This window comes from Streptomyces sp. NPDC087787, assembly GCF_044743035.1.
Classification (GTDB): Bacteria; Actinomycetota; Actinomycetes; order Streptomycetales; family Streptomycetaceae; genus Streptomyces.
This window is the reverse complement of the sequence record NZ_JBIUVQ010000013.1, coordinates 172,100-193,809: the sequence shown is the minus strand read 5'-3', so window position 1 is coordinate 193,809 and position 21,710 is coordinate 172,100. Positions and strand designations below refer to the sequence as shown.

At 72.2% G+C, this 21,710-nt stretch carries 16 protein-coding genes; 8 read left to right on the top strand and 8 right to left on the bottom strand.

What is annotated here, in order from left to right; all coding sequences use genetic code 11:
* Window positions 1-18 precede the first annotated feature (18 nt).
* From ACIOWN_RS21830 to ACIOWN_RS21820, 3 genes are all read right to left on the bottom strand, one after another.
* Window positions 19-1,836 carry an HEXXH motif domain-containing protein gene (locus ACIOWN_RS21830; RefSeq protein ID WP_362356660.1) on the bottom strand — a complete coding sequence of 606 codons (1,818 nt, stop codon included), beginning with the start codon at window positions 1,834-1,836 and terminating at the stop codon, window positions 19-21.
* 328 nt (window positions 1,837-2,164) lie between these two features.
* Window positions 2,165-3,235, bottom strand: coding sequence for an effector-associated domain 2-containing protein (locus tag ACIOWN_RS21825; RefSeq protein ID WP_362356658.1), 1,071 nt, complete (start codon window positions 3,233-3,235; stop codon window positions 2,165-2,167).
* A 41-nt stretch (window positions 3,236-3,276) separates the two neighbouring features.
* Entirely contained in the window at window positions 3,277-3,579 is a 303-nt protein-coding gene (locus ACIOWN_RS21820) for a trypco2 family protein (RefSeq protein ID WP_362356656.1), read from the bottom strand.
* Between the two features lie 187 nt (window positions 3,580-3,766).
* Here ACIOWN_RS21820 and ACIOWN_RS21815 point away from each other — a divergent pair, with 187 nt between their 5' ends.
* The 3 genes from ACIOWN_RS21815 (at window position 3,767) to ACIOWN_RS21805 (ending at window position 7,472) form a co-directional block, all read left to right on the top strand.
* Window positions 3,767-3,937, top strand: coding sequence for a hypothetical protein (locus ACIOWN_RS21815; RefSeq protein WP_159024821.1), 171 nt, complete (start codon window positions 3,767-3,769; stop codon window positions 3,935-3,937).
* 9 nt (window positions 3,938-3,946) lie between these two features.
* Complete coding sequence (locus ACIOWN_RS21810; RefSeq protein WP_362356654.1) at window positions 3,947-5,683, top strand: HEXXH motif domain-containing protein; 1,737 nt, start codon at window positions 3,947-3,949, stop codon at window positions 5,681-5,683.
* A 190-nt stretch (window positions 5,684-5,873) separates the two neighbouring features.
* Window positions 5,874-7,472, top strand: a complete 1,599-nt coding sequence (locus ACIOWN_RS21805) for a hypothetical protein (protein ID WP_401983144.1) — start codon at window positions 5,874-5,876, stop codon at window positions 7,470-7,472.
* A gap of 10 nt (window positions 7,473-7,482) precedes the next feature.
* Here ACIOWN_RS21805 and ACIOWN_RS21800 read toward each other — a convergent pair whose 3' ends face one another.
* From ACIOWN_RS21800 to ACIOWN_RS21790, 3 genes are all read right to left on the bottom strand, one after another.
* Complete coding sequence (locus ACIOWN_RS21800; protein WP_362356760.1) at window positions 7,483-9,531, bottom strand: AAA family ATPase; 2,049 nt, start codon at window positions 9,529-9,531, stop codon at window positions 7,483-7,485.
* Between the two features lie 171 nt (window positions 9,532-9,702).
* A complete protein-coding gene (locus ACIOWN_RS21795) occupies window positions 9,703-10,839 on the bottom strand; it encodes an MFS transporter (protein ID WP_362356758.1) in 1,137 nt (378 codons plus the stop codon).
* 638 nt (window positions 10,840-11,477) lie between these two features.
* A complete protein-coding gene (locus tag ACIOWN_RS21790) occupies window positions 11,478-11,795 on the bottom strand; it encodes a hypothetical protein (protein ID WP_401983143.1) in 318 nt (105 codons plus the stop codon).
* A gap of 321 nt (window positions 11,796-12,116) precedes the next feature.
* Between ACIOWN_RS21790 and ACIOWN_RS21785 the strand changes: the two genes are divergently transcribed.
* Window positions 12,117-13,139 (top strand): phosphotransferase family protein, encoded by a 1,023-nt coding sequence (locus tag ACIOWN_RS21785; protein WP_401983142.1) that lies wholly within the window; start codon window positions 12,117-12,119, stop codon window positions 13,137-13,139.
* A gap of 6 nt (window positions 13,140-13,145) precedes the next feature.
* A complete protein-coding gene (locus ACIOWN_RS21780; RefSeq protein ID WP_401983141.1) occupies window positions 13,146-14,360 on the top strand; it encodes an acyl-CoA dehydrogenase family protein in 1,215 nt (404 codons plus the stop codon).
* A 38-nt stretch (window positions 14,361-14,398) separates the two neighbouring features.
* Here the strand turns inward: ACIOWN_RS21780 and ACIOWN_RS21775 are convergent, their stop codons facing one another.
* Together ACIOWN_RS21775 and ACIOWN_RS21770 are read right to left on the bottom strand one after the other, a co-directional pair.
* A complete protein-coding gene (locus ACIOWN_RS21775) occupies window positions 14,399-15,055 on the bottom strand; it encodes a GNAT family N-acetyltransferase (RefSeq protein WP_401983140.1) in 657 nt (218 codons plus the stop codon).
* Window positions 15,048-17,144, bottom strand: a complete 2,097-nt coding sequence (locus ACIOWN_RS21770) for a penicillin acylase family protein (RefSeq protein WP_401983139.1) — start codon at window positions 17,142-17,144, stop codon at window positions 15,048-15,050. Before ACIOWN_RS21770 ends, ACIOWN_RS21775 begins: the two co-directional genes overlap by 8 nt.
* 244 nt (window positions 17,145-17,388) lie before the next feature.
* Between ACIOWN_RS21770 and pstC the strand changes: the two genes are divergently transcribed.
* From pstC to pstS, 3 genes are read left to right on the top strand one after another with little or no spacing between them, the layout of a single operon-like run.
* On the top strand, window positions 17,389-18,588 hold the full coding sequence (gene pstC / locus ACIOWN_RS21765; protein WP_362352845.1) for a phosphate ABC transporter permease subunit PstC: 1,200 nt from the start codon (window positions 17,389-17,391) through the stop codon (window positions 18,586-18,588).
* A 1-nt stretch (window position 18,589) separates the two neighbouring features.
* Window positions 18,590-19,888 carry a phosphate ABC transporter permease PstA gene (pstA, locus tag ACIOWN_RS21760; RefSeq protein ID WP_362352842.1) on the top strand — a complete coding sequence of 433 codons (1,299 nt, stop codon included), beginning with the start codon at window positions 18,590-18,592 and terminating at the stop codon, window positions 19,886-19,888.
* Window positions 19,888-21,687: a phosphate ABC transporter substrate-binding protein PstS gene (pstS, locus tag ACIOWN_RS21755; RefSeq protein ID WP_362352839.1), complete on the top strand. Its 1,800-nt coding sequence runs from the start codon at window positions 19,888-19,890 to the stop codon at window positions 21,685-21,687. The genes pstA and pstS overlap by 1 nt, the downstream gene beginning before the upstream one ends.
* Window positions 21,688-21,710 lie beyond the last annotated feature (23 nt).

The window sequence follows — 21,710 nt, the reverse complement described above, 5'->3', positions numbered from 1 at the left end:
CGGCCAGGCGGTCTCCGGTCAGTGCGCCGCGAACGGGGGTGAGCCGAGCCACGTGGCCAGATGGACGGGGTCGGGTGGGGTGCCGGTGGTGCGGAGCAGGGCTTCGTGCGTCGCGCGGGCCCGTTCGGGGTGGTGACAGAGCAGGCGGGCCGCGACCGGGTGTGTGTCCGAGGCGGCGAGGGCCCGGCCGAGGCCCGCCCAGGTGCCGGCCCGTCCGGGCTCCACGGCCAGGTCTGCCACGTACGCCTGACGGGCGGCGGCGGCGTCGCCGGCCGCCAACAGGGCGTCACCTGCCCGTGCTCCGGTGACTCGTGCGGCGGCCTCTTCGGGCCCTTCGGAGTGCCGGTTGCCGTCCGCGCCGCCGAGGCGGTGGCGGACGAGCATCGCCAGACAGTCCAGCCATCGCGCGGAGGGGTCGGGCACCAACTCCGGCGCGGCCGCCAGGGCGTCGGGCGGTCCGCTGTCGCCGGCCAGCCAGGCCCGTACGGCCTCGTCCACGGCCCCCGGGGCGGGCCGCAGATGGTGGGCCCGCCAGCGCGTGACATGGTCGGCGACGCAGAGCCGGGCCGGCGCCAGGTGGTCCTCGGGTACGGGCTCGGCGAGCCACTGCGCGCAGCGGTCGCGGAGCGTGTCCAGCAGGGTGGTGCCGAGCGGGGTGAGACGTGGATGGCGGTGGATCTGTTCCATCGCCGTGGACACATGGGTCCGCCACAGCGCGAACTCGAAGTGTGCCGTAGCGGTCCGTGCGTCGGTGGCAAGGCGGTGGGCACGCCAGAAACGGGTGATGCCGATGAAGGCGTAGATGCCCTGAAGGAGTCCTTCGATCGGACGGGGGTCGTCCCGCCAGGGCGCGTACCACAGCTCCGTGCTGCCGGCATCCGGGGTCACGAGCGGTGTCAGGTGAAGCAGACCGCCCAGCTTGGTGTGCTGGAACTCGTGCACGAGCGTGACGGCCAGTTGGACGGCGTCGTCCGGCTCGGAGGCCTCGATGCCGCCGAACGCGTCCCCTGACGACACGCTGCGTGGCCGAAACCTTTCCCTTGCCGGGGTGGGACTCAGGGAGAACACGCCCCGCCGCATCGCGGCGGCCGTCTCGGGCTGGTCGCGCAGCAGCACCTTCCAGGACCGCTCCAGCGTCTGCCGCCACCGCGCCGCGGCCTCCTCGGGCAGCGGGCGCGGCTCGGTCGGCTGCGGATACGTCCGGTACGGGTCGACGTCGTCCAGGGCGACTTCCAGCCGCAGTCCGGCCGGGCCGACCGCAAGCCGGCGTACCGGATGCCACCCAGGCCCCGCCGAGCCCGGCGGCAGCGGTACGGCGACCGTGTGCCCCGGCGTCCGGACCACGGCATGTCCGGCTTCGGCCCGCACGGTGGCCGTCGTCCACGGCTCGGCCGCGGGCAGTTCGGCGCAGCCCAGGGTGGGCAGGGGAACCCTGCCGTGCCGGACCGGTACCTCGATGCTGAAGTCGAGTTCCGCCCGCAGCGCGGCCGCGGCGGCCAGGGCGCGGACGTGGCCGAGCACCACCGCCGGCGGCTCGTCCTGCTCCGCTGCGCCGGCGCGCAGCCGGCGCAGCACGGTGGCCAGCCACATTCCGGTCTGCGGATACATGAGCAGGTCGTCGACGACGACGGGGGCGCGGCGCTGAGCGGCACTGAGCAGATCCCACGCCGGTCCCAGATCCGCGGTGTCGTCGAGCATCCGTAACAGCAGCAGCCGGCGGCTGCGTTCGGCCGCGGCCAGGAGGTCCAGGGTCGCCGGTCCGCCCTCGCCGCGGGCAAGTTCGGCGAGGCTGCCGGGCGGGACACGATGATGCGGAAGGGACGGTTCAGCGGTCATGGGCGGCCCCGTCGTCAGTGGAGACGCCCCTTGCCGCCGCCTCCTGATCCTCCGAAGTCGGAGACGCTGGCCAACGGGTGATCGATCCCGTGCTGCAGTTCCTGAAGCGACGTGGCGAGAAATCGACTGTCAATGGAGCGCAGTGCTTCAAGAGACACCCCCGCGAGATCGACAAGACTGGACTCGACGGTGGCCCCAGACGACTCCATGACGGCCAAACCCCTTCCCCCCGGTGGCAAGTGCGGATGCGGGCTGCTCACATCCCCCTGATAATCGCCCGCCGCAGCCTGGATGAAACACCACATCCGCGCGGTGCCGCCATATCGGGTCAGCCTCCGTCATCGCCCCGGCGGTGGCGCCGGGACAACTCCACCGCCTCCTTGTCGAGGCGGGCCACCCCGGCGGAGTCACCCTCCATCAGCCGTACCGCTTCCATGAGTTGGTCCAACGTGCCGCGGTAGCGCAGACAGGTGCGCAGGATCCCGAACAGGTCCGGGCGCAGCGCCGGTGAGCGGGGGCTCATGGCCGCGATCACCGGATCGATACTGCCCAGCACCAGCGCCAGGGTGGTGCGCTCGCTCACCGTGGGCAGTGCGGTCAACGCGCCGACCAGTCCGTCGAGTTCCCGCAGCGGCAGGTCGTCCGGCAGGTGCGCCAGGCTGCCGGGGCCCGAGGGGCCGGCCGGGCGGGCGGCCGGCTCGGGTGGTGACACGGGCAGCCCGGCGTACCGGTGCAGCAGGGCGAGGTCGGCCCTCGGCAGCAGCTCGTACCAGCGGTCCGCGCGCACGGCGGCGAGGCGGCCCAGGCCGTCCGAGCGGTGGTGGGCGCTGACCAGTCCGATGAGCGTGCCGGCGTGCCACACCGCCGCGCCGGACATGCCCTCCCAGGGGGAGCGGTCGGGTTCGGGGTCCGACCGCGGTGGGGTGACCGCGAGTTCCAGGGTTCCTTCGCGGCGGTTGGACAGCACCGAGATCATCCCGGTGGCGTGGCAGGAGTCGCGGTACTGGGAAGGTGAGCCGTCGTCGAGCCGGCGCATCCGGTCCTCGCGCAGCTTGAACCGCGGGAAGCCCAGCGCGCTGCACGGCAGCAGTTCGTCCGTGTCGGTTACGGCACCGTAGGCGGGCGGCTCGGTCACGGACGCGTGGACGCCGGGCGGCACGGGGCCGGTGAGCTCCAGGAGCGCCACGTCGGCCTTCTCGGAGGCCAGCACCACGTGCGCGGGCGCGGTCCACTCGTCGGGGCGGTCGGCTTCGAAACGCACGTGGACCCGGGGGCGCTCCGCCTCGGCGGCACGGACGACGTGCGCGGCGGTGAGGACGTGCGACGGGCCGACGCGGTAGCCGGAACCTCGCCGTCCGCCGCCGCGCCCCTCGGGCGGTCGTACCAGCACCTCCGCCACGCGTACCGGATCCAGTCCCCGACGCGTCCGGGTCACCGCGCTCAGCGCTCGCCCTCGGCCTCGTCGCCGCCCACCCACGGCGCGCGTCCGCCACCGCTGTGCGTGCGCGGGTCGAGTGTCAACTTCACCCGGTGCGTGACGCTGTCCGCCAGTCGGCCGTCCGCGCCGGTCTCCACCACCCAGAAGCGGATCCTCCCGCCCGCCGTGGCGGACCGCTCCACGACGACGGCCGCCTCCAGCTCCACGGGACCCACCTCGAAGTACAGGTCCTCCCCCTGCGCCGCGGTACGGGCCGCGGTGAGCTCGCGGCGCAACTCCTCTATCAGTTCGGCGAGTTCAATCACGTCCGCTCCTTACCCGGAAGGCCCATCCTTCACTCGATCCGGGTGGATTCCACCTTTCCGGAGCCGTGTGACACCACGGATGCATTAGGGTCGTGCCGCGGCCTGAAAAGTGTTGAAACTGTGAAGCAGTGGAATACATCAGGCATTCTTCGCATCACTTCACTTTCACTGTCATGGGGACGGCGTCATGGAGAAGACCGGAGTCGAGTCGGAGCTGATCGACCTCAGCGGCGTCCCGTTGGACATCTGGCCGGACCTGGAGCTGCCGTCCGCCGAGGGCTCCATGCGGCGCCTGCTCAGCCGTATCGACGACCCGGCCGGCAGCCTCGGCGGCTACAACCCGCAGCGCGACGAATAGGCACCTTCCATGCACCAGACGGCCCCACCCCACGTCCTGTCACCGCGGTCGTTCGACCAACTGCTGGGCGGCGGGGGAGGCCCCGAGACGGTGGACGTCCTGCGCGCGAGCGAGCGCAGCTGGCGGCTGCTCGTCGTACGGGCTCTGCTGGACGCGGCCGCGACGGCACCGACCGGTCCCCTGCCTCCGCTGGACGAGGGCTGGCGTCTGTTGTCGCGAGCCTGGTCCGTGGCTGCGCGGGAGGTGGAGCGACTGCTGTCGTATCCGGCCGTCGGTATGTGGTCGGCGCACACACTGCGTCGGCTGCGGGGCACCACCGCCCACGACGCGCCCCTGTGGGCGGAGACGGGGCACCTGCACGCACTCGCCGCGAGCGCGGCGATCCGCGCCGGCCTGGAGTTCCGTACCGACGTCCCGGTCCGGTACGGCTGGGCCGTCCTGCCCGCGCTCGGGGCCATGCGGGTACCCGGCGGCCCGGACTGGACCGTGGCCGAGGTGTCCGCCCGCGACGGGGACGTGCGGATCGCGGGCCGTCGGCCGGGCGGACCGGGCTGGCACGCTCCGGCCGAGCTGCGCGCCGACGGGTGCACGCTGCTCCTGGACGACATCGACCCCTATCGCGCCCTGCGCACACCGGGCGTTCCCGAGCCGCTCGACTCCGCCGCCCAGTGGCAGGAGCTGTTCGGCTCGGCCTGGGAGATCCTGCACGCCACCGATCCGGAGGCGGCTCGGGCGCTGGCGGACGGACTGGTGTCCGTGGTCCCCCGCCCACGCTCCGAGCGGTTCCGGCCGCACAGCGCCTCCTCCGGCGACGCCTTCGGCACGGCCGTGGCGTCGGTTCCCGACGACGGCGAGCAGTTCGCCTCGACGCTGGTGCACGAGTTCCAGCACAACAAGCTCAGCGCGTTCATGCACCTGTTCACCCTGTACGAGGACCCGGGCGCCCGGCTGTACTACGCCCCCTGGCGGGACGACCCCCGGCCGCTGGGCGGCCTGCTCCAAGGGGTGTACGCGTTCTTCGGGGTCACCGCCTTCTGGCGGCGGCGCGACCATCCGCTCGGGCGGTTCGAGTACGCGCTGTGGCGAGCCCAGACCGCGCACGCGCTCCACACGATCGGCCGATCGGACGGGCTCACCGACCTGGGGCGGCGCCTGCTGGCCGAGCTCGCGGGGCGGCTGGAGCCGTGGCTCGCGGAACCGGTGGACGCGCGGACCCGCGCCGCGGCCGACCTCGCGATCGCGGACCACCGAGCGACCTGGCGGGCATACCACCTGCGTCCCGAACCGGGTGCGGTGCGGACCCTCGCGGCGGCCTGGCCCCACCAGGCCCGGTCCGTCGCGCAGTGCCACGAGCCGACGCTCGTCGCGGGGCGGCCGGTGCGGGGCTTCGACACGCGGGCGGTGCTGCTGCGGTGGCTGCTGGCGGACCCGGCGGGGTTCGACCGGCTGCGGGACGACCCCGGCGCCACGGTGAGCGGTGCGCGGCCCGAGGACATCGACCTCGTCACGGGCCGTACGGCCGAGGCGCTGCGCGCCTGCCACGCCCGCATCGTCCGTGGCGAGGGCGACCCCGAGACCTGGGTGGGGCTGGGCCTCGCCGCCCGGGCCGAAGGGGACCCGGCCGGTGAGGGACTGCTCGCCCACCCGGAACTGGCCGCGGCCCTGCACACCGAACTCGGCGGCCGCGCCGACCCACTGGAGCTGGGCCGCGCGCTTGCGTCCAGCGCGTCGATGACGGTGGCGTAGCGACGGTCCTCGATCTCCCGTCCGCCGGCGCAGGGCTGGGGCCGCTGGGCCCCCACTGCCGATTTGGGTCCTGGTATGGGTCTCCGAGCCCTGTCAGTGGGCCCGGGGGTCGTCGCTACGGTTCGGTCCCCGGTGGGTGTTCGGCCCGGCCCCCGGTGACCCGATCGAGCAGGCCACGACGAGGTGACGTGTGAACCGCAGCGAGCGGATACGCCGAGGAGTACGCACGAGCACGGGGCAGACGGCAGTCGAGTACCTGGCCATGCTGGGGCTCGTCACCCTCGTGGTCGGCGCGATCGTCGGCGCCGTGATCGGGGGCGACATCTCCAGTTCCGCACACCGGCAGATCTGCCGGGTCGTGGGGACGGCCGGCGGCGACTGCGGTGACGACAACGATGTCAGCGGCGGCGACGGGCAGTCCGGAACCGGCGAGCCCGTCCAGCCTGCAGCCGCCCCCGGTGACGCCACCGGTAAGCCCGGTGGCGAAACCCACGACAAGCCCGACGGCGGCAAGGGGAACGCGCTTCCCGATCTGTGCTTCGAGCCGAAGGAACGGGCATCGAAGTCGTCGGTCTCCGTTCCGGGCAACGGTCCCGTCAGCACGGCGGCCGCCTGGGGCTACTCCTGGCTGGTCAACTTCGTCATCGACAAGGTCAACAACGAGAAGAACAAGGAGAAGCGGGTCCAGGAGGCGCTCGCGGACCTCGCCTACTGCCTCCCCGACTACAACATCGTCATCGCGCAGCCGCACGAGGGCAATCTGCAGCAGATGGACGGTGCGGCGCTGATCGAGACCGTCAGCATCAGCGGCACGACGTACCGCGTCTACGCGTTCAGGACCGGCAAGTTCACCTGGGCGGACGACGCCGACCTCGGGTGGAAGAACCGCGGGTTCCACGGAGTGTTCGACGTCAGCGAGGACCGCCGCACCGTCACGTTCCAGGAGCCGCCCCGTCCCGAGCGGAAGGAGGGCTGGAAGCCCGGTGACGAGGGCTGCGAGATCGAGGGGGAGGAACTTCCCGACCGGAGCCGCTACTACAACACGTACTCCCCGCTGGACAACGAGGCGTCGGCTCAGGCCGTCCGGATGCTCGTGAACGACATGCGCCGCTGCTATCCCGACTACAACGTGGTCGCGATGCACTCGGAGCAGTCGTCGCACTGGGTCGAGGAACCGGATTCGTTCGTCCACCACGGCAGGTACCGGCTGAACTCCCCCGAGTACCACGGCGACGAGAAGGGGGACGACATCGCCTCGGGCCGGGCCGTGTTCGATGTCTACGTCTTCGACAAGGGCACGTTCAGCAATGACGGCGACGGCGGCTACACCAACTGGGCCTTCTACGGCGACTTCACCCGCGACGGCTCGAAGGTGAGCTTCGAGCAGCCGGAACCCGCCGACCTGGACGCCGATTCCATCTCCACCGGATCGAGCGCGGTCAACTTCAACGACGGGTCGCCGAAGTACACGGACGGCGGGCCGTACCCCGGTACCGACTACTCCGGCAAGGTGCCGGGCGACAGCGCCGAGTTGATCCATTCGCTGATCGACGAGTACAGCCGCAGCTTTCCCGGCACGAACATCATCGCGGTGAAGTCGTTCAACGACCTGTCCTTCTCAGGGGTGTCCGGCCTCGAGCACCTTGCGGTGGTGCACGGTGTCGATGTCTTCTCCATCGACGAGGGCACCATCTCCAACAACGGTGACGGCGGCTGGCAGAACTGGGGCTTCGCCGGCACCTTCGAACGCGCGGAGGACTCGAAGGAGGTGAGCTTCAGCAGCCACTGAGGGGAAGCCGTCAGAGGGCTTCGCAAGCGTGCGGTGAGGCCGCGTGGACGGTGATGGTGCACAGTCTCTTGGTCGCACGCGTGAGGGCGACATACAGGTCACGCTCGCCGCTGGGGCGGGCCGTGACGATCTCCTCCGGGCCGATGACGACGCTCGCGTCGAACTCCAGGCCGCGGGCCTCGGAAGCCGGCACGAGGCGTGCCCACTGGGCGACACCTGCGGATGCCATCTCCTTGACCCGGTCGTCCGCGCAGATCACGGCGAGCAGTTCGCCCGGGTGCGCTGCGGCCTGCGCCCGGACTTCCTCGACCACCGTGGTAGCGAGCGTGGGCGGACACGCGGTGAGGCTGCGGGGTGGCTCGCCGTGGCGGATCGATCGGCTTGGTTTCTGGCCGGGGGCGATCCGCGCGAGAAGACCGTGGGTCGTTTCCAGGATCTCCTGGGTCGTGCGGTAACTGACGGTCAAGGTGTGCAGGGCGAACCGGCTGCCGAGATGCGGCCCCAGAGCCTGAGACCAGTCGCCCGCGGCCGTCGCCGGGCCCGCCTGGGCGAAGTCGCCCACCAGTGTCATCGACCTGGCCGGGCACCGGCGCAGCACCATCCGCCACTCCATGGCGGTCAGCTCCTGCGCCTCGTCGACCACGACATGGCCGAACGTCCGCTCCGTCGGCCCGTTTACCAGTTCTGCCGCCTCGTCCAGCAGCGGTACATCGGCCTCGGTCCACGGGGCGCCAGGAGAACGTACCAGCCGGGAACGCTCGTCATCGGTGAGCGAGGGCAAGCGCCTGGCCGTCGTGCGAGCCTCCGCGAGCAGGGCTTGTACCACCGCTTCGGGTGTCAGCCGTGGCCAGAGGGATTCCACGGCACAGTCGACGTGGGCGTCGTCCATGAGATCCGCGCGGACGGCTTCCGCGTCGAACAGTTCGGCCGGATCCGCGGCCGGCGCGTCGTCGAAGCCGAGATCCCTCAGATCCTCCTCGGCCGCGGCATCGAGGTCCATCCCGGTGCTCTCGGCGATCTCGGCGTCGATGTGTTCGAGGGCCTCGAGGGCGCTGCGCTCCAGCGCGCCCGTGGCCGTGCCGACCAGGTGCTCCTTGAAGACCTCCCGCGCACGGTTGTGCGCCAGGCCGCTCGCCACCGCAGCCTCCCGCGCCGCCGCGACATCCGTGCTCTTCAGGCGGAGCCATTCCTTTCCCACGCGCACCGCGAACCCGCCGTCCGGTGCCTGCAGGGAGCGCACCAGGTCCGCAAGCGCCTCGGCCATCGGGGCACTCCCCTTGAGTCGCGCGACTTCGAACGACTCCACGGCTGCGGGCACCACCCCGGCCAGCTCCGCGCAGGTCGCCAGGACCACGTCGTTCTCCCCGAGCGAGGGGAGCACCTGGGAGACGTAGTCGAGGAACCGCGCGTTCGGCCCGAGCACCAGCACACCGCGCGCGGCGGCGCCCGGGAACGCGTACAGCGCGTACGCCGCCCGGTGCAGCGCGACGACGGTCTTGCCTGTACCGGGACCGCCCTGCACCACGGTCACCCCCCGATGCGGGGACCGGACGATCGCGTCCTGCTCCCCCTGCAGCGTCGCCACCGCCGCACGCATCCGCCCCGTGCGCCGCGCCTCCAGCGCCTCAGTCAACGGACCGTCGCCGACGATGTCGCCGACCGCCGGTGCGGATCCGTCCAGCATCTCGTCGCTCACCGCACGTACCGCGCGGTTCTCGACCCGAAGATGACGGCGCCGCCGCAACCCCATCGGGTGAGCGGCCGTCGCTGCGTAGAAGGACCGCGCCGCTTCCGCTCGCCAGTCGACGAGCAGCGGCAGGTCCCGGTCGTCCACGTGCAGGCCGAGCCGTCCGATGTGAAGGACGGTTCCGTCCGCGAGGTCGATCCGGCCGAACGCCAACCCCTGCTCGGCTCCCTCCAGCCGGCGAAGCCGGTGCGCCAGACGCTCTGCGTCGACGTCGCGCGCGTACACCTCGCCCGCGCTGTCCACCGACGAGCTCAGCACGGCCGCCAGCTCGGCCCGTGCATCCGCCGACTGCACATCGAGCAGCCTGTACATGGCGGCCACGTGGGCCTGCTCCACCTCGATTTGTTCTGCGGCACCCACGTTGAAATGCGGCAACAGCAGCCTTCCTCTCCACTCGGCTCTCCACTGTGCGGCCAGACTTCCGCAAAAGTAAGGCTTGACTTACTTGTCCGGGTCGGCCGCCCGGGCCGGGTGGTGCGGGTCTCACCGTCCGGCGGGCCGGCGCCGCAGGACGGTGAGCGTCGGGCCGAGCGCGAGAATGACGCCGAGAACGGCGAAGCCGTGGGTGAGGGTGGTGAGCGAGGCGACCGCCGCGACGAGCAACGGGCCACCCGCATCGCCGAGTTCGCGGCCGAGTTCGGCGGCACCCATGGTTTGGCCGAGACGCTCCGTGGGGGTGCTTGCGGCTAGGGCGGCGAAGCCGAGCGGGGTGATCAGACCGGTTCCGGCGCCGATCAGCGCGGCGCCCAGGAGCAGCCCGGTAAGACCCGGCAGCATGGCACAGCCCAGTCCCGCGGCGGTGAGCAGCAGCCCTGCCGCGATGCCCGTACGGGTCGCCAGCCGTCCGTGGTCCAGCGCCCGCCCGGCTTTCGGCTGGACCACAGCCGCGCAGGCGGCCAGTACGGACACGGCGGCACCGGTGGCCACCGTACCCAGACCGGCCACCCGGCCTGAGACCGGCAGGAAGCCCACCCCGACCGAGAGTGCGGCGGTCGCCGCGGCCAGGGCTGAGGTCGGGGCGAGGAAAGCCGGGTCGGCCAGGCGCCGGGCCAGGTCGAGTACCGTTTGCCGGGTCCTGGGCAGCGGCGGGACCACCGGAACGGCGAGCGCGGCCCACACGGCGACCGCCGCACCGAGCACGGCCAGGACGGTGAACAGCAGGCGCAGGCCCCCGGCCCACACCAGCACCCCGCCGAGCAGCGGGCCGAGGGTGTAGCCGATCGACTTGTAGAACCCGTAGCTGCCGAAGGCCCGGCCGCGCTTGGCCACCGGGGTGAGGCGGGCGACCAGCGCGGAGGCCGACGGGGAGAAGGCGGAGGCCGCGGCGCCCTGGCCGAGGCGCGCGGCCCACAGCCGGCCGGGGCTGTCCGCGACGACGTACAGGGCGGACGCGGCGGCGAAGGCGATGAGTCCGCCGAGCAGCACCGGGCGTGCGCCGACCCTGTCGGCGAGTGTGCCGAACAGCGGCTTGAGCAGTACCTCGGCACCGTCGTACAGGGCGAGGAGGCCGCCGAGCACCAGCAGCGAGGTGACCGCACCCTGGGCGTGGCCGCCGAGGTTGGCGGCGATTCCGTGCGCGCCGAAGGCAGTGGTGAAGCCCGCGGCGTACAGCGGCCACATGTGCCGGGCCGGAGCCGCCCGCACCGTTGGGTCCGTACTCACTGTTCCGCCTCCGGGGCCTGGTGCAGGGCGGCGAAGACGCGCGCGGCGCAGTCCCACCGTCACTGGCCGCCGTGGCTGTTGCTGCGGTACTCCCAGGATCCCCGCTCTCGACCACATCACCCGGCTACGCGACCTGCGCCGGCCTGCGCTGTCCGTGCCGAGTCTTCCCGCGGCTGGGGCTCGGACTCGCGATCGGCCGGCGGAGTGCGCTGGATGGCGATCATGGCAGCGTCGTCGGCCAGGCGCCCGCCGACGTGGGCGAGCAGGTCTTCGCTCAGGTGGTGGACCAGTTCCGGGGGTTGCCCCGCTTCCAGGCGGCGACCCGCTCGACCAGCGGGGTTCCTCGGCAGCCAGGTACACCGAGGCGACCCACAGCGGGCCGATCCGGCGGGGCAGCGGCCGCAGAAGCGCCCGCTGTGTGACCTCGGACACGGTCCGTACCTGCGCCGGCGCTGGTGGTGAGGAATCGGCCACCGCAGACTCATACACTCGGCTTACACCTTCCAGGACAGCGCCGCAGATCGTGACAGGATCTTCTACGACAGGGGGCGCGCCGGCGATGAGCACGCCCCCTTTGGTTCCAACGGCAACCGCTGCTAACGCGCGATGATCACGACAGGTCCGCCGTCGAAGCGGGGGCCGAAGCGGAACCCGCCATCATCGAAGCGGTAGCCGAAGCGGAACCCGCCATCGTCGAAGCGGTGGCCGAAGCGGAACCCGCCGTCATCGAAGCGGAACCCACCATTGCCGAAGCACCGCCAGTCGTCGCCGAAGCACCGGCTGGTGGTCGCATGAGTGTGCACGGCAGGGGCTGCTGCTGCGGCCGTGCCGGCTATGCCGATCGAAGCGCCGCCGGCCATCAGAATGGCGGCTGACGTCGCGACGAGACGCCTGATGGACCCTTCTGCTCGCATGGTGATGCACTCTTCTTTCTGCCGCGTGGGCCCGTGGGCCCGAGCCTGCGCGGTCTTGAGGCAAGAAATCATGACCCCGGCCGCAGTGGAGCGGCACGGTCGAGGGCGTCGCCCCGCGCGTTGGGGGACCAGATCTCGCATCCAGGATCCCCGCTGCACGAGAACCAGCCGAACAGGGACGTATCCCCGGGTTGCAGCCGTACTCCGGTTACGTATGCGGCACCCTTTCGGATTGCCGCTCCGACAGGCACTGGACGACATACCGACCAGTCGGCATGATGGTCCGGTCACCCGACGTCGCCTCGTCTCCCAGGAGTCACGATGAGCCCCGACCACCCGCCCGGACTCGATCTCGACCGGCTGCGCGGGCTGCTCGACCGGGAGCGGCCCGGCCTGGCGCAGGGCCCGTTGACCGGCCGGCTGATCGAGGGCGGACGGTCGAACCTCACCTACGCGGTCACGGACGGCGCCTCGCGGTGGGTCGTACGGCGGCCCCCGCTGGGCCATGTCCTGGCCACCGCCCACGACATGGGGCGCGAGCACCGGGTGATCAGCGCCCTGCATCCGACGGACGTGCCGGTGCCGCGCCCGGTGCTGCTGTGCGAGGACGAGGACGTGCTCGGGGCGCCGTTCTACGTCATGGAGTTCGTCGAGGGCACCCCGTACCGCACCGCGCGGCAACTCGCCCCGCTGGGCGAGGAGCGCACCCGCGACGCCGTGCTGTCCCTGGTGGACACCCTCGTCGAGCTGCACGCGGTGGATCCCGCCGAGGTGGGCCTCGCCGGCTTCGGCCGTCCCGAGGGCTTCCTGGACCGGCAGCTGCGGCGCTGGGGAAAGCAGCTGGCGGCCTCCCGCGACCGTGAACTGGCCGGCGTCGACGAGCTGCACGCGGCACTCGGGCGCGCGCTGCCCGCCTCCCCCGCCCCGGCCGTCGTGCACGGCGACTACCGCCTCGACAACGTGCTGCTCGGCCCGGACGACCGGATCACCGCGGTGCTCGACTGGGAGATGTCCACGCTCGGCGACCCGCTGACCGACCTGGGCCTGCTGGCGATGTACAGCACTCCGCTGGGCATGCCCGGCTCGCCGGTGTCCACCACCGCCGAGGCTCCGGGACACCCGTCCGCTCCGGAGCTCGTCGAGCGGTACGCCGAGCGCTCGGGGCGGGACGTCTCGGCGGTCTTCTGGTACACGGCGTTCGCCTGGTTCAAGCTCGCCGTGATCCTGGAGGGCATCCACTACCGGTACACGCTCGGCCAGACGGTCGGCCGGGGTTTCGACCGCATCGGCGACCTCGTCCCCGTCTTCATCGACCACGGACTGACCACGCTGCAGGAAGGCTGACCGGACATGGACTTCGCGTTCGACGCGCGCACCGAGGAACTGCGCGCCAGGCTCCTGGCCTTCATGGACGAGTACGTGTACCCGGCCGAGGCGGTGGCCGAGGAGCAGCGGGCCGCGCTTGCCTCCCCGTGGGACACACCCGCCGTGGTCGAGGAACTGAAGACGGAGGCGCGCAGGCAGGGCCTGTGGAACCTCTTCCTGCCGGACGCCGAGTACGGCGCCGGGCTGACCAACCTCCAGTACGCCCCGCTCGCCGAGATCACCGGCCGCTCCCCGCACCTGGCACCCGTCGCGCTGAACTGCGCGGCGCCCGACACGGGCAACATGGAAGTGCTGGCCCAGTTCGGCGACGAGCGGCATCGGAAGCAGTGGCTCGAACCGCTGCTCGCGGGCGAGATCCGTTCGGCGTTCGCGATGACCGAGCCGGAGGTGGCCTCCTCGGACGCCACGAACGTCACCACGCTCATCGAGCGCGAGGGCGACGAGTACGTGATCACCGGCCGCAAGTGGTACATCTCCGGCGCGATGAACCCGGACTGCAGGATCTTCATCGTGATGGGCAAGACCGACGCCGACGGCCCGGACATCCGCCGTCAGCAGTCCATGGTGCTCGTGCCGCGCGACACCCCCGGCGTCACCGTCCGGCGCGCGATGCGGGTCTTCGGGTACGAGGATCACTCCCACGGCGGCCACGCCGAGGTGGTCTTCGACCACGCGCGCGTGCCCGTCTCCCACCTGATCGGCGAGGAGGGGGGCGGCTTCGCCATCGCCCAGGCCCGGCTCGGACCGGGCCGTATCCACCACTGCATGCGGCTGATCGGCATGGCCGAGCGGGCGATCGAGCTGATGTGCCGCCGGGCTGTGTCCCGCACCGCCTTCGGCAAGGCGCTGGCCCAGCAGGGCGTGGTCCACAACTGGATCGCGGACGCGCGGGTCACCGTCGAGCAGTTGCGGCTGCTGGTGCTGAAGACGGCCTGGCTGATGGACACCGCCGGCAACAAGGGCGCGCACACCGAGATCCAGGCCATCAAGATCGCCACACCCCGTGCGGTGGTCGGCATCCTCGACCGGGCCATCCAGTTGCACGGCGCCGGCGGGTTCAGCCAGGACCTCCCCCTCGCCGAACTGTACGCGGCCGCGCGCACGCTGATGATCGCCGACGGTCCGGACGAGGTGCACCAGCGGTCGCTGGCCCGGCGCGAGTTGAAGAAGTACCTGTGACGCGCGGAGGCCGGGGCACCAGCGGTGCGGCGCCCGGGTCACCCGGGGAGCAGCGCCGCCTCGCGTGAGAAGAAGGCCAGTTGGGCCTTCTTCTCCGGCAGGTACACGTCCGGCAGGTCCACTTCGGGCAGGGTGACGAGGGGTCCTGCGGTGAAGCCCTCGCGGAGGAAGCGGGCGACGGCCTTGCCGTTGCGCACGTCGGGGTCGACCACCACACGGGTGCGGCCCAGGCCCAGGAGGACGTACGACAGCAGGGCTGTCATCAGCCGGGAGGTCCACCCGGACCGCTCGGCGCCCGGCGCGGCGGGTGCCAGGAGCAGATGGATGCCGAGGTCGCCGGGATCGACGGCGTAGCACTCGCCGACGCGGTCGGCGGACGGTTCGTAGGTCTGGAGGAGGGCGACCGGTTCGCCGTCCTTCGCTACGAGGAAGGCGTGGTGGGTGTCGAGGCCGGCCATATGGGCGTAGATCCCGGCCACCTGCTCCTCGGTGAGACCGGTCATGCCCCAGAACGCGGCCCGTCGCTCGCTCACCCAGCGGTGGACCACCCCGGCGTCGGCCCGTGCGTCCAGCGGCAGCACGCGAACGGTGCCGAAGCCGTCGAGGTGCTCCTCGTGGACGGCCTCGCGGGAGGCGTACGGGCGGTGCGGGGCGTCGACGGTGTGCGCGGTGCTCACGCTGTGCGCGTCAGACATCGGTCTCCTCGCTCTCCTTCTTCATCCGCTCCCAGTCGGTGACGACCGGGACGAGCTTTCCCTCGCGCCACAGGGGCAGTTGGTCGCGGTGGTGGGGCGAGCCGGGGACCCCGGACGCGCCGAACGGGACCACCCACCGGCTGTCCTCGCGGCGCGCCAGATCCCACACGTAGCGGGCGGCCGGACCGCGCGCGGCCAGGTCGGTGAGGCCGGGGACGGCGGAGGTGCACAGCACGCAGTCGTGGTCGCCGGAGAGGCCGGGTTCGTCGTACGGCGTCCCGGACGGCAGCGCCCGCCAGGGGGCGAGGCGGTGGGTGTCCCCCCAGGTGCCCGCGGGTGGCCGGGCGGCCGCCTCCTCGATCGCCCCGCGGACGGTGGACGGCCGGTCGATCCCGTACGGGTCCTCGGCGGTCAGGAGGTGTTCGAGGGCGTAGCCGATGCGCGGAACCAGGGCCAGCCAGGGCAGGAAGACCTCGGGGTACGCGGGCGGGTCGGCCAGCGCGGCGAAGGCGGGATGGGCCGCCAGCCGGCGTACGATCGCCGAGCGCACGGTCGCGAAGAGGGCCGCGTCGGCGCTGTCGGCGTCCATGCGGCGGTCCCACCGCAGAAGCCTGTCCCGCAGGGCTGCGGCCCCGTCGCTCAGGCCGTCGAGGGCGGCGAGGTGTTCCAGCAGGGGCGCGGCGGAGGCGAGCCAGGCGTCGGTGTGGAGCGCGGAGACCTCGGCGGCGGACCACCGCCGGCGCTCGTCGAGCAGGGACCGGATGCGGTCGGCGCGGTGCGGCGGGGCGAACTCGACGCCCAGGGGCGCGGCCGGACCGCGCTGATTGGCCATGACGGCGACGCCGTCGGTCAGTCCGGCGCGCGGCGGCTCGTGCCATCCCCGCCAGTCGTGTCCGGGCTCCCAGGCGGGCACCACACGGATCCGGTTGGCCTCGGACCGCACCGGCACCCGGCCGGCCACGCGGTGCAGCGACCCGCCACCGGTGTCGGCGGCCTGCACGACGTTGACCGGCTCGGCCCACCGGTCCACGGCCCGGTCGACGTCTGCCACCCGGCGGGCGCGCAGCAGGGGCAGCAGTGCCTCGAAGCCGAGGTCGCCGGTGACACGGGGCGGGTAGCGCAGGCTGATCGCGACCGGGACCGTGCCGGACTCGTCCGCACCGTCGTCCAGCCCTTCGGGGCCGCCGATGACGACGGGGCCCCGCCCGGTCTCCAGCACCTCCACCTCGACCGGTTCCTCTCCGGCCACCTCGATCGTCTCGGTGTGCCGGGCGGCCCGCCGCCACACGCCGTCCGGACCGAGGGCCTCGACGCCGGCGCCGGTGCGCCGCAGCCGTTCCCGGTACAGGTCCTGGTAGTCGGCCATGGCGTTGGTGATGGCCCAGGCGACCGTGCCTGTGTGCCCGAAGTGGGCGATGCCGGGGACGCCGGGCACGGCGAGGCCGACGACGTCGAACTCGGGGCATGCCAGGTGGATCTGCTGGTAGACGCCCGGCTCCTCGATGAAGCGGTGCGGGTCGCCCGCGATGACCGGCTGCCCGGTGACGGTCCGCTCGCCGGCGACGAGCCAGCCGTTGCTGCCCGAGGTGCCGGGGCCGTCGGTGGCGAACAGGCCCACCGCGTCCGCGCCGAGGCGGGTCACCACCTGCTCGCGCCACAGCTTGGCGGGGAAGCCGGCGAAGAGGATGTGGGTGGCGAGCCACACACCGAGGGGCGTCCACGGCTCCCAGCGGCCGGGGGTGAGGCCGGCGCGGGCGAACTCCGGGGCCGTGGCTGCCGGCAGTCCGGCATTGACGCCGTCCACGTACGCCCGGACCCAGTCCGCCGTCTCCGCGTCGCGCCGCTCCAGGGCCGTGAAGCAGCGGCGGGCGGTGTCGTCCAGGCGGGCGCGCCGCGCGAACCGGTCCCAGGGCACGGCCGACGGGCCGAGGAAGGACGCCGAGGTGCCCTGTGCGCGGTGCCGCTCCACCTCCAGTTGCCAGGACCGGTCCAGGGCGGTGACGCGGCCCTGGGCACGGGCCAGTTCCGCCGCGCCGTCCGCACGCAGGTGGGGAATGCCCCAGTCGTCGCGGTAGACCTCGGTCGCCACCCCACACCCCTCCGTCATATTTAGGCAAGCCTAACCTAATCCACCCCCTGGCGGAATCGTACAGATCCGCACCGCGGGAGGCACTCGAACGCGCGCACAGGGCTCGCACAGAAATGGCATGCGCCGTTCATCGGACGGCCACGCGACGCGCGTTGAGGCGACAACGTCCGGCCTTTGAATTCCCTTGCGCGGGCCGACCGGTCATCGCGCGGCGACATTGTTTCCACAGTGGGGGGAACCACAGGTGGCGGCCACGCACCATGGGCCCGGCGGTAGGAATACGGACGGACCGGGCCCGGACGGAGCAGAGTCCGAGACATCGGTTTCCGACAGATCGGAGTCCGACAGACCGGAGTCCGGCAGATCAGCGTCCGACGGATCAGGATCCGGCAGATCGGGGTCCGGCGGAGGGCAGTCCGGACGACCGGAACCCGTCGAAGGGCCTTTCGGCCGACCGGAGCCGGGTGAACCGTCGCCCCGGCGGCCCCGGGCCGCGCGCGGGTTCGGCGACCGGGTCTTCCGCCTCCAGCTGACGGCCACCGGAGTCGTCGTCCTCGCCATCATGGCGGCGGTCGGCCTGTTCCTGCTGCTGCGGGCCGGACAGGCGCTGCGCGTGGCCAAGTTCTCGTTCTTCACCACGGCCGCCTGGCAGCCGGACGCCCACAACTTCGGCATCGCGGCCGTGCTCACCGGAACCCTGCTGATCGCCGCCGTCGCGGTGGCCGTCTCCGTTCCGCTGGCCGTCGCGACAGCCCTGTTCATCTCGGACGTGGCGCCGCGCAGGCTGCGCCGCACCCTGGTCGCCATGGTCGACCTGATGGCCGCCGTGCCGTCGGTGGTGTACGGGCTGTGGGGGCTGTTCCTCCTCCAGCAGAACGTGATCGGCCTCTCGCGCTGGCTGTCCGACTGGTTCGGCTGGATCCCGCTGTTCAGGGTGGACGGCACCCAGCCGGGCGACCCGCTCGCCTCCGCCAGCGTCTACACCGCGTCCACTTTCATCGCCGGCATCGTCGTCGCCCTGATGGTCGCGCCGATCCAGTGCTCGGTGATGCGGGAGGTCTTCGCACAGGCCCCGGCCGGCGAACGCGAGGGCGCCTACGCGCTCGGTGCCACCCGCTGGGGGATGATCCGCGCGGTCGTCCTGCCCTACGGCAAGGGCGGCATGATCGGCGGGACGATGCTCGGGCTGGGCAGGGCGCTCGGCGAGACGATCGCGGTGTACATGATCATCTCGCCGGTCTTCGTCATCCAGCCGCACGTCCTGCAGACCGGCTCGAACTCGGTCTCCGCGCTGATCGCGCTGCACTACGGCGATGCCTCCCCCTTCGGTATGTCGGCGCTGATGGCGGCGGGCCTGGCGCTGTTCGTGCTCACCCTGGCGGTCAACTTCACCGCCTCCACCATCGCGGCCCGCTCCCGTTCCGGCGCACAGAGCGAGGCATGAGATGACCGTCGTCCAGGACACCGCCCACGACAGCGTCGAGGACTCGGCACTCCCCGGCCCTGCCGGGTCCGCCGAACTTCCCGACCAGCCACGCCGGATCGGCGGCCCGACCCGCTCGGGCGTGCTCGCCCTGTGCGGCGCCGCACTCTCCGGGTTCTGCACCGCCGTGCTGCTGTTCGGCCAACTCGCCCCGCTCTCCGGTGCGCTGGGGTTCACCGTCACCGCCTACGTCGCCTTCCTCGCCTGCTACGCGGTGCTGACCGGACTGGAGGAGGACGGGCAGGCCGTACGCGACCGGGTGATGACCGTGGTGCTGTGGACAGCGGCCACGCTGCTGTTCCTCGCGCTCGCCCTCGTCGTCGGCTTCACCGCCTGGCGCGGTCACGAGGCGCTGGGGCACCTCAACTTCCTCACCGAGGACATGCAGTCCACGGGCCCGCTGGACCCGCTGGACCACGGCGGTATCGCCCACGCGATGCTCGGCACCCTCATCATGATCACGATCGCCCTGGCGATCACCGTGCCGCTGGGTCTGACCTGCGCGGTCTACCTCAACCAGATCCCCGGCCGCTTCTCGCGGTTCGTCCGGACCATCGTGGAGGCCATGACGGCGCTGCCGTCGATCGTGGCCGGCCTGATGGTGTACGCCGTATGGATCCTCGGCCTCGGCATGCAGAAGTCGGGCCTCGCGGCGGGCTTCGCGATCAGCGTGATGATGCTGCCGATCGTGATCCGCGCGGCGGACGTCGTGCTCCGGCTGGTGCCGGGCACGCTGACCGAGGCGGCCGAGGCGCTGGGCGCTCCGCGCTGGCGCACCGTGTGGCACGTGGTGCTGCCGACCTCCCGCTCCGGGCTCGCCACCGCGGTGATCCTCGGCACCGCCCGCGGCATCGGCGAGACCTCGCCCGTACTGCTCACCGCCGGCTACATCGCGGCGGTCAACGCCAACCCGACGAACGGACCGATGGTCTCGCTGCCGCTGGCCGTCTTCACCTTCGTCAAGTCACCCGAGCCCGCGCAGATCGCCCGCGGTTTCGGCGCGGCGGCGGTCCTGATGGCCCTGGTCCTCGTGCTCTTCACCGTCGCCCGGGTGATCGGCGGCCGCGGCCCCGGCCAACTCAGCCGCCGGCAGGCCCGCCGCGCGGCCCGCGCCTCACGCCGTGACGTGGACCGTTTCGCCGAACTCCACGCTCCCGCGCTCCCGTTGTTCGACAGCGCCCCGCAGACCACCGGCCCGTCCGCCACAGCATTCAGGCCCACCACCGAGGGTCTGGGACACAAGCCCGGAGAAACCGACTGATGCGCAGTCACCTGCCCCTTCGTCCGCGCCCGCTGCGCGCGCCGGCGATCCTAGGCGCGCTGCTCGCCATGATCGCCGGGCTGCTGGCCGGCCCGCTCGCGGCGACCGCCGCCGCCGAGAGCTACACCCCGATCGCCGGAGCCGGCTCCACCTGGGCCGAGAACGCCGTCGACGAGTGGCGCCGCGCCGTCAACCAGTACGGCATGCGGATCAGCTACGCCGGCACCGGATCCTCCGACGGCCGCCGCCAGTTCCTCAGCGGCACGGTGGACTTCGCGGTCTCGGACATCCCGTTCCAGACCAACCCCACCGACGGCTCCGCCGCCGAACGGCCTGGCGCCGGGTCGTACGCCTACATGCCGATCGTGGCCGGCGGCACCGTCTTCATGTACCACCTGACGGTCAACGGCCAGCGGGTCACCAACCTCCGGCTCTCCGGCGACGTGATCACCAAGATCTTCACCGGCGCCATCAAGTCCTGGGACGACCCGGCGATCAGGGCCGACAACCCAGGTCTGCAGCTGCCCCACCGCCCCGTCGTCCCGGTGGTCCGCTCCGACGGTTCCGGCTCGACGGCCCAGTTCACGCTCTGGATGGCCAACCAGCACAAGGCCCTGTGGCAGGAGTACTGCCGCAAGGTCGGGCGCTCCGGCGCGTGCGGGCAGACCTCCTACTTCCCGACCGTCCCCGGCATGATCGCCCAGTCCGGTGACCTCGGTGTCGCCGCGTACGTGTCGCAGAGCTACGGCGAGGGCGCGATCGGCTACGTCAACTACTCGTACGCGCTCAACGCGCACTACCCGGTCGCCAAGGTCCTCAACCACGCCGGCTACTACACCGAGCCGACCCCGCAGAACGTCGCCGTCTCGCTGCTCCAGGCGAGGATCAACACGAACAAGAGCTCGCCGGACTATCTCACCCAGCAGCTCGACGGCGTCTACAACGACCGGGACAAGCGCAACTACCCGCTCTCCAGCTACTCGTACATGATCCTGCCGCTGAAGGTGCAGGGCACGTTCACCAAGGAGAAGGGCAAGACGCTCGGCGCGTTCTCCTACTACTTCATGTGCCAGGGCCAGCAGCAGGCGCCCCAGCTCGGCTACTCGCCGCTGCCCATCAACCTCGTCCAGGCGGGCTTCGACCAGATCCGCCGGATCCCCGGTGTGCAGGCCCAGAACATCAACATCAAGGGCTGCAACAACCCGACCTTCACCGCCGACGGCCACAACAGGCTGGCGGAGACGGCGCCCTACCCGGCCGAGTGCGACAAGAAGGGCTCCACGGCCTGCACCACGGGCAGTGGCGGCGCCAAGTCCGGCGGGGGCTCCGGAAGTTCGGGCGGCGCGTCGGGCGGATCCACCGGTGGTGGCACGAACGGCGGCTCCAGCGTCGGCGGTTCGACGGGCGGCGGCACGAACGGCGGCTCCACCGGGGGTGGTTCGGCGACCGGCGGCGCGTCCGGCGGCGGCACGGGCGGCACCGGTGGCACGGGCGGCACCGGGCCGGACGGCACCGGACAGCCCTCCGTCGACCCCGACACCGGGCAGACCCTCGCGCCCGGCGGCGCGGCCGGCGGCGGTGGCGGGGGCGCCACGGTCGCCGACGGCACCATCGCCCTGGCCCAGCCGGTCACGGTGGCCGGGCGTCCCGGCTGGACCGGCACCCAGACCCTGATGCTGATCACCGCCCTGCTGCTGCTCGGGCTCGTCCTGCTGCCCTCCGTCGTCTCCCGGGCGATCGCCGCCCGCAACGGCGGCCGCGGCGGCCACGACCGGTTCACGAACGGGGGCCCGCGATGAGCCGGGACACAAGAGGCAGGACG

Bases quoted from the DNA above. Each gene is read 5' to 3' on its own strand.
- ACIOWN_RS21830 (WP_362356660.1), bottom strand. From the start codon at position 1,836: ATGACCGCTGAACCGTCCCTTCCGCATCATCGTGTCCCGCCCGGCAGC.
- ACIOWN_RS21815 (WP_159024821.1), top strand. From the start codon at position 3,767: ATGGAGAAGACCGGAGTCGAGTCGGAGCTGATCGACCTCAGCGGCGTC.
- ACIOWN_RS21810 (WP_362356654.1), top strand. From the start codon at position 3,947: ATGCACCAGACGGCCCCACCCCACGTCCTGTCACCGCGGTCGTTCGAC.
- ACIOWN_RS21800 (WP_362356760.1), bottom strand. From the start codon at position 9,531: ATGTACAGGCTGCTCGATGTGCAGTCGGCGGATGCACGGGCCGAGCTG.
- ACIOWN_RS21795 (WP_362356758.1), bottom strand. From the start codon at position 10,839: ATGTGGCCGCTGTACGCCGCGGGCTTCACCACTGCCTTCGGCGCGCAC.
- ACIOWN_RS21790 (WP_401983143.1), bottom strand. From the start codon at position 11,795: ATGCGAGCAGAAGGGTCCATCAGGCGTCTCGTCGCGACGTCAGCCGCC.
- ACIOWN_RS21785 (WP_401983142.1), top strand. From the start codon at position 12,117: ATGAGCCCCGACCACCCGCCCGGACTCGATCTCGACCGGCTGCGCGGG.
- ACIOWN_RS21780 (WP_401983141.1), top strand. From the start codon at position 13,146: ATGGACTTCGCGTTCGACGCGCGCACCGAGGAACTGCGCGCCAGGCTC.
- ACIOWN_RS21775 (WP_401983140.1), bottom strand. From the start codon at position 15,055: ATGTCTGACGCGCACAGCGTGAGCACCGCGCACACCGTCGACGCCCCG.
- pstA (WP_362352842.1), top strand. From the start codon at position 18,590: ATGACCGTCGTCCAGGACACCGCCCACGACAGCGTCGAGGACTCGGCA.
- pstS (WP_362352839.1), top strand. From the start codon at position 19,888: ATGCGCAGTCACCTGCCCCTTCGTCCGCGCCCGCTGCGCGCGCCGGCG.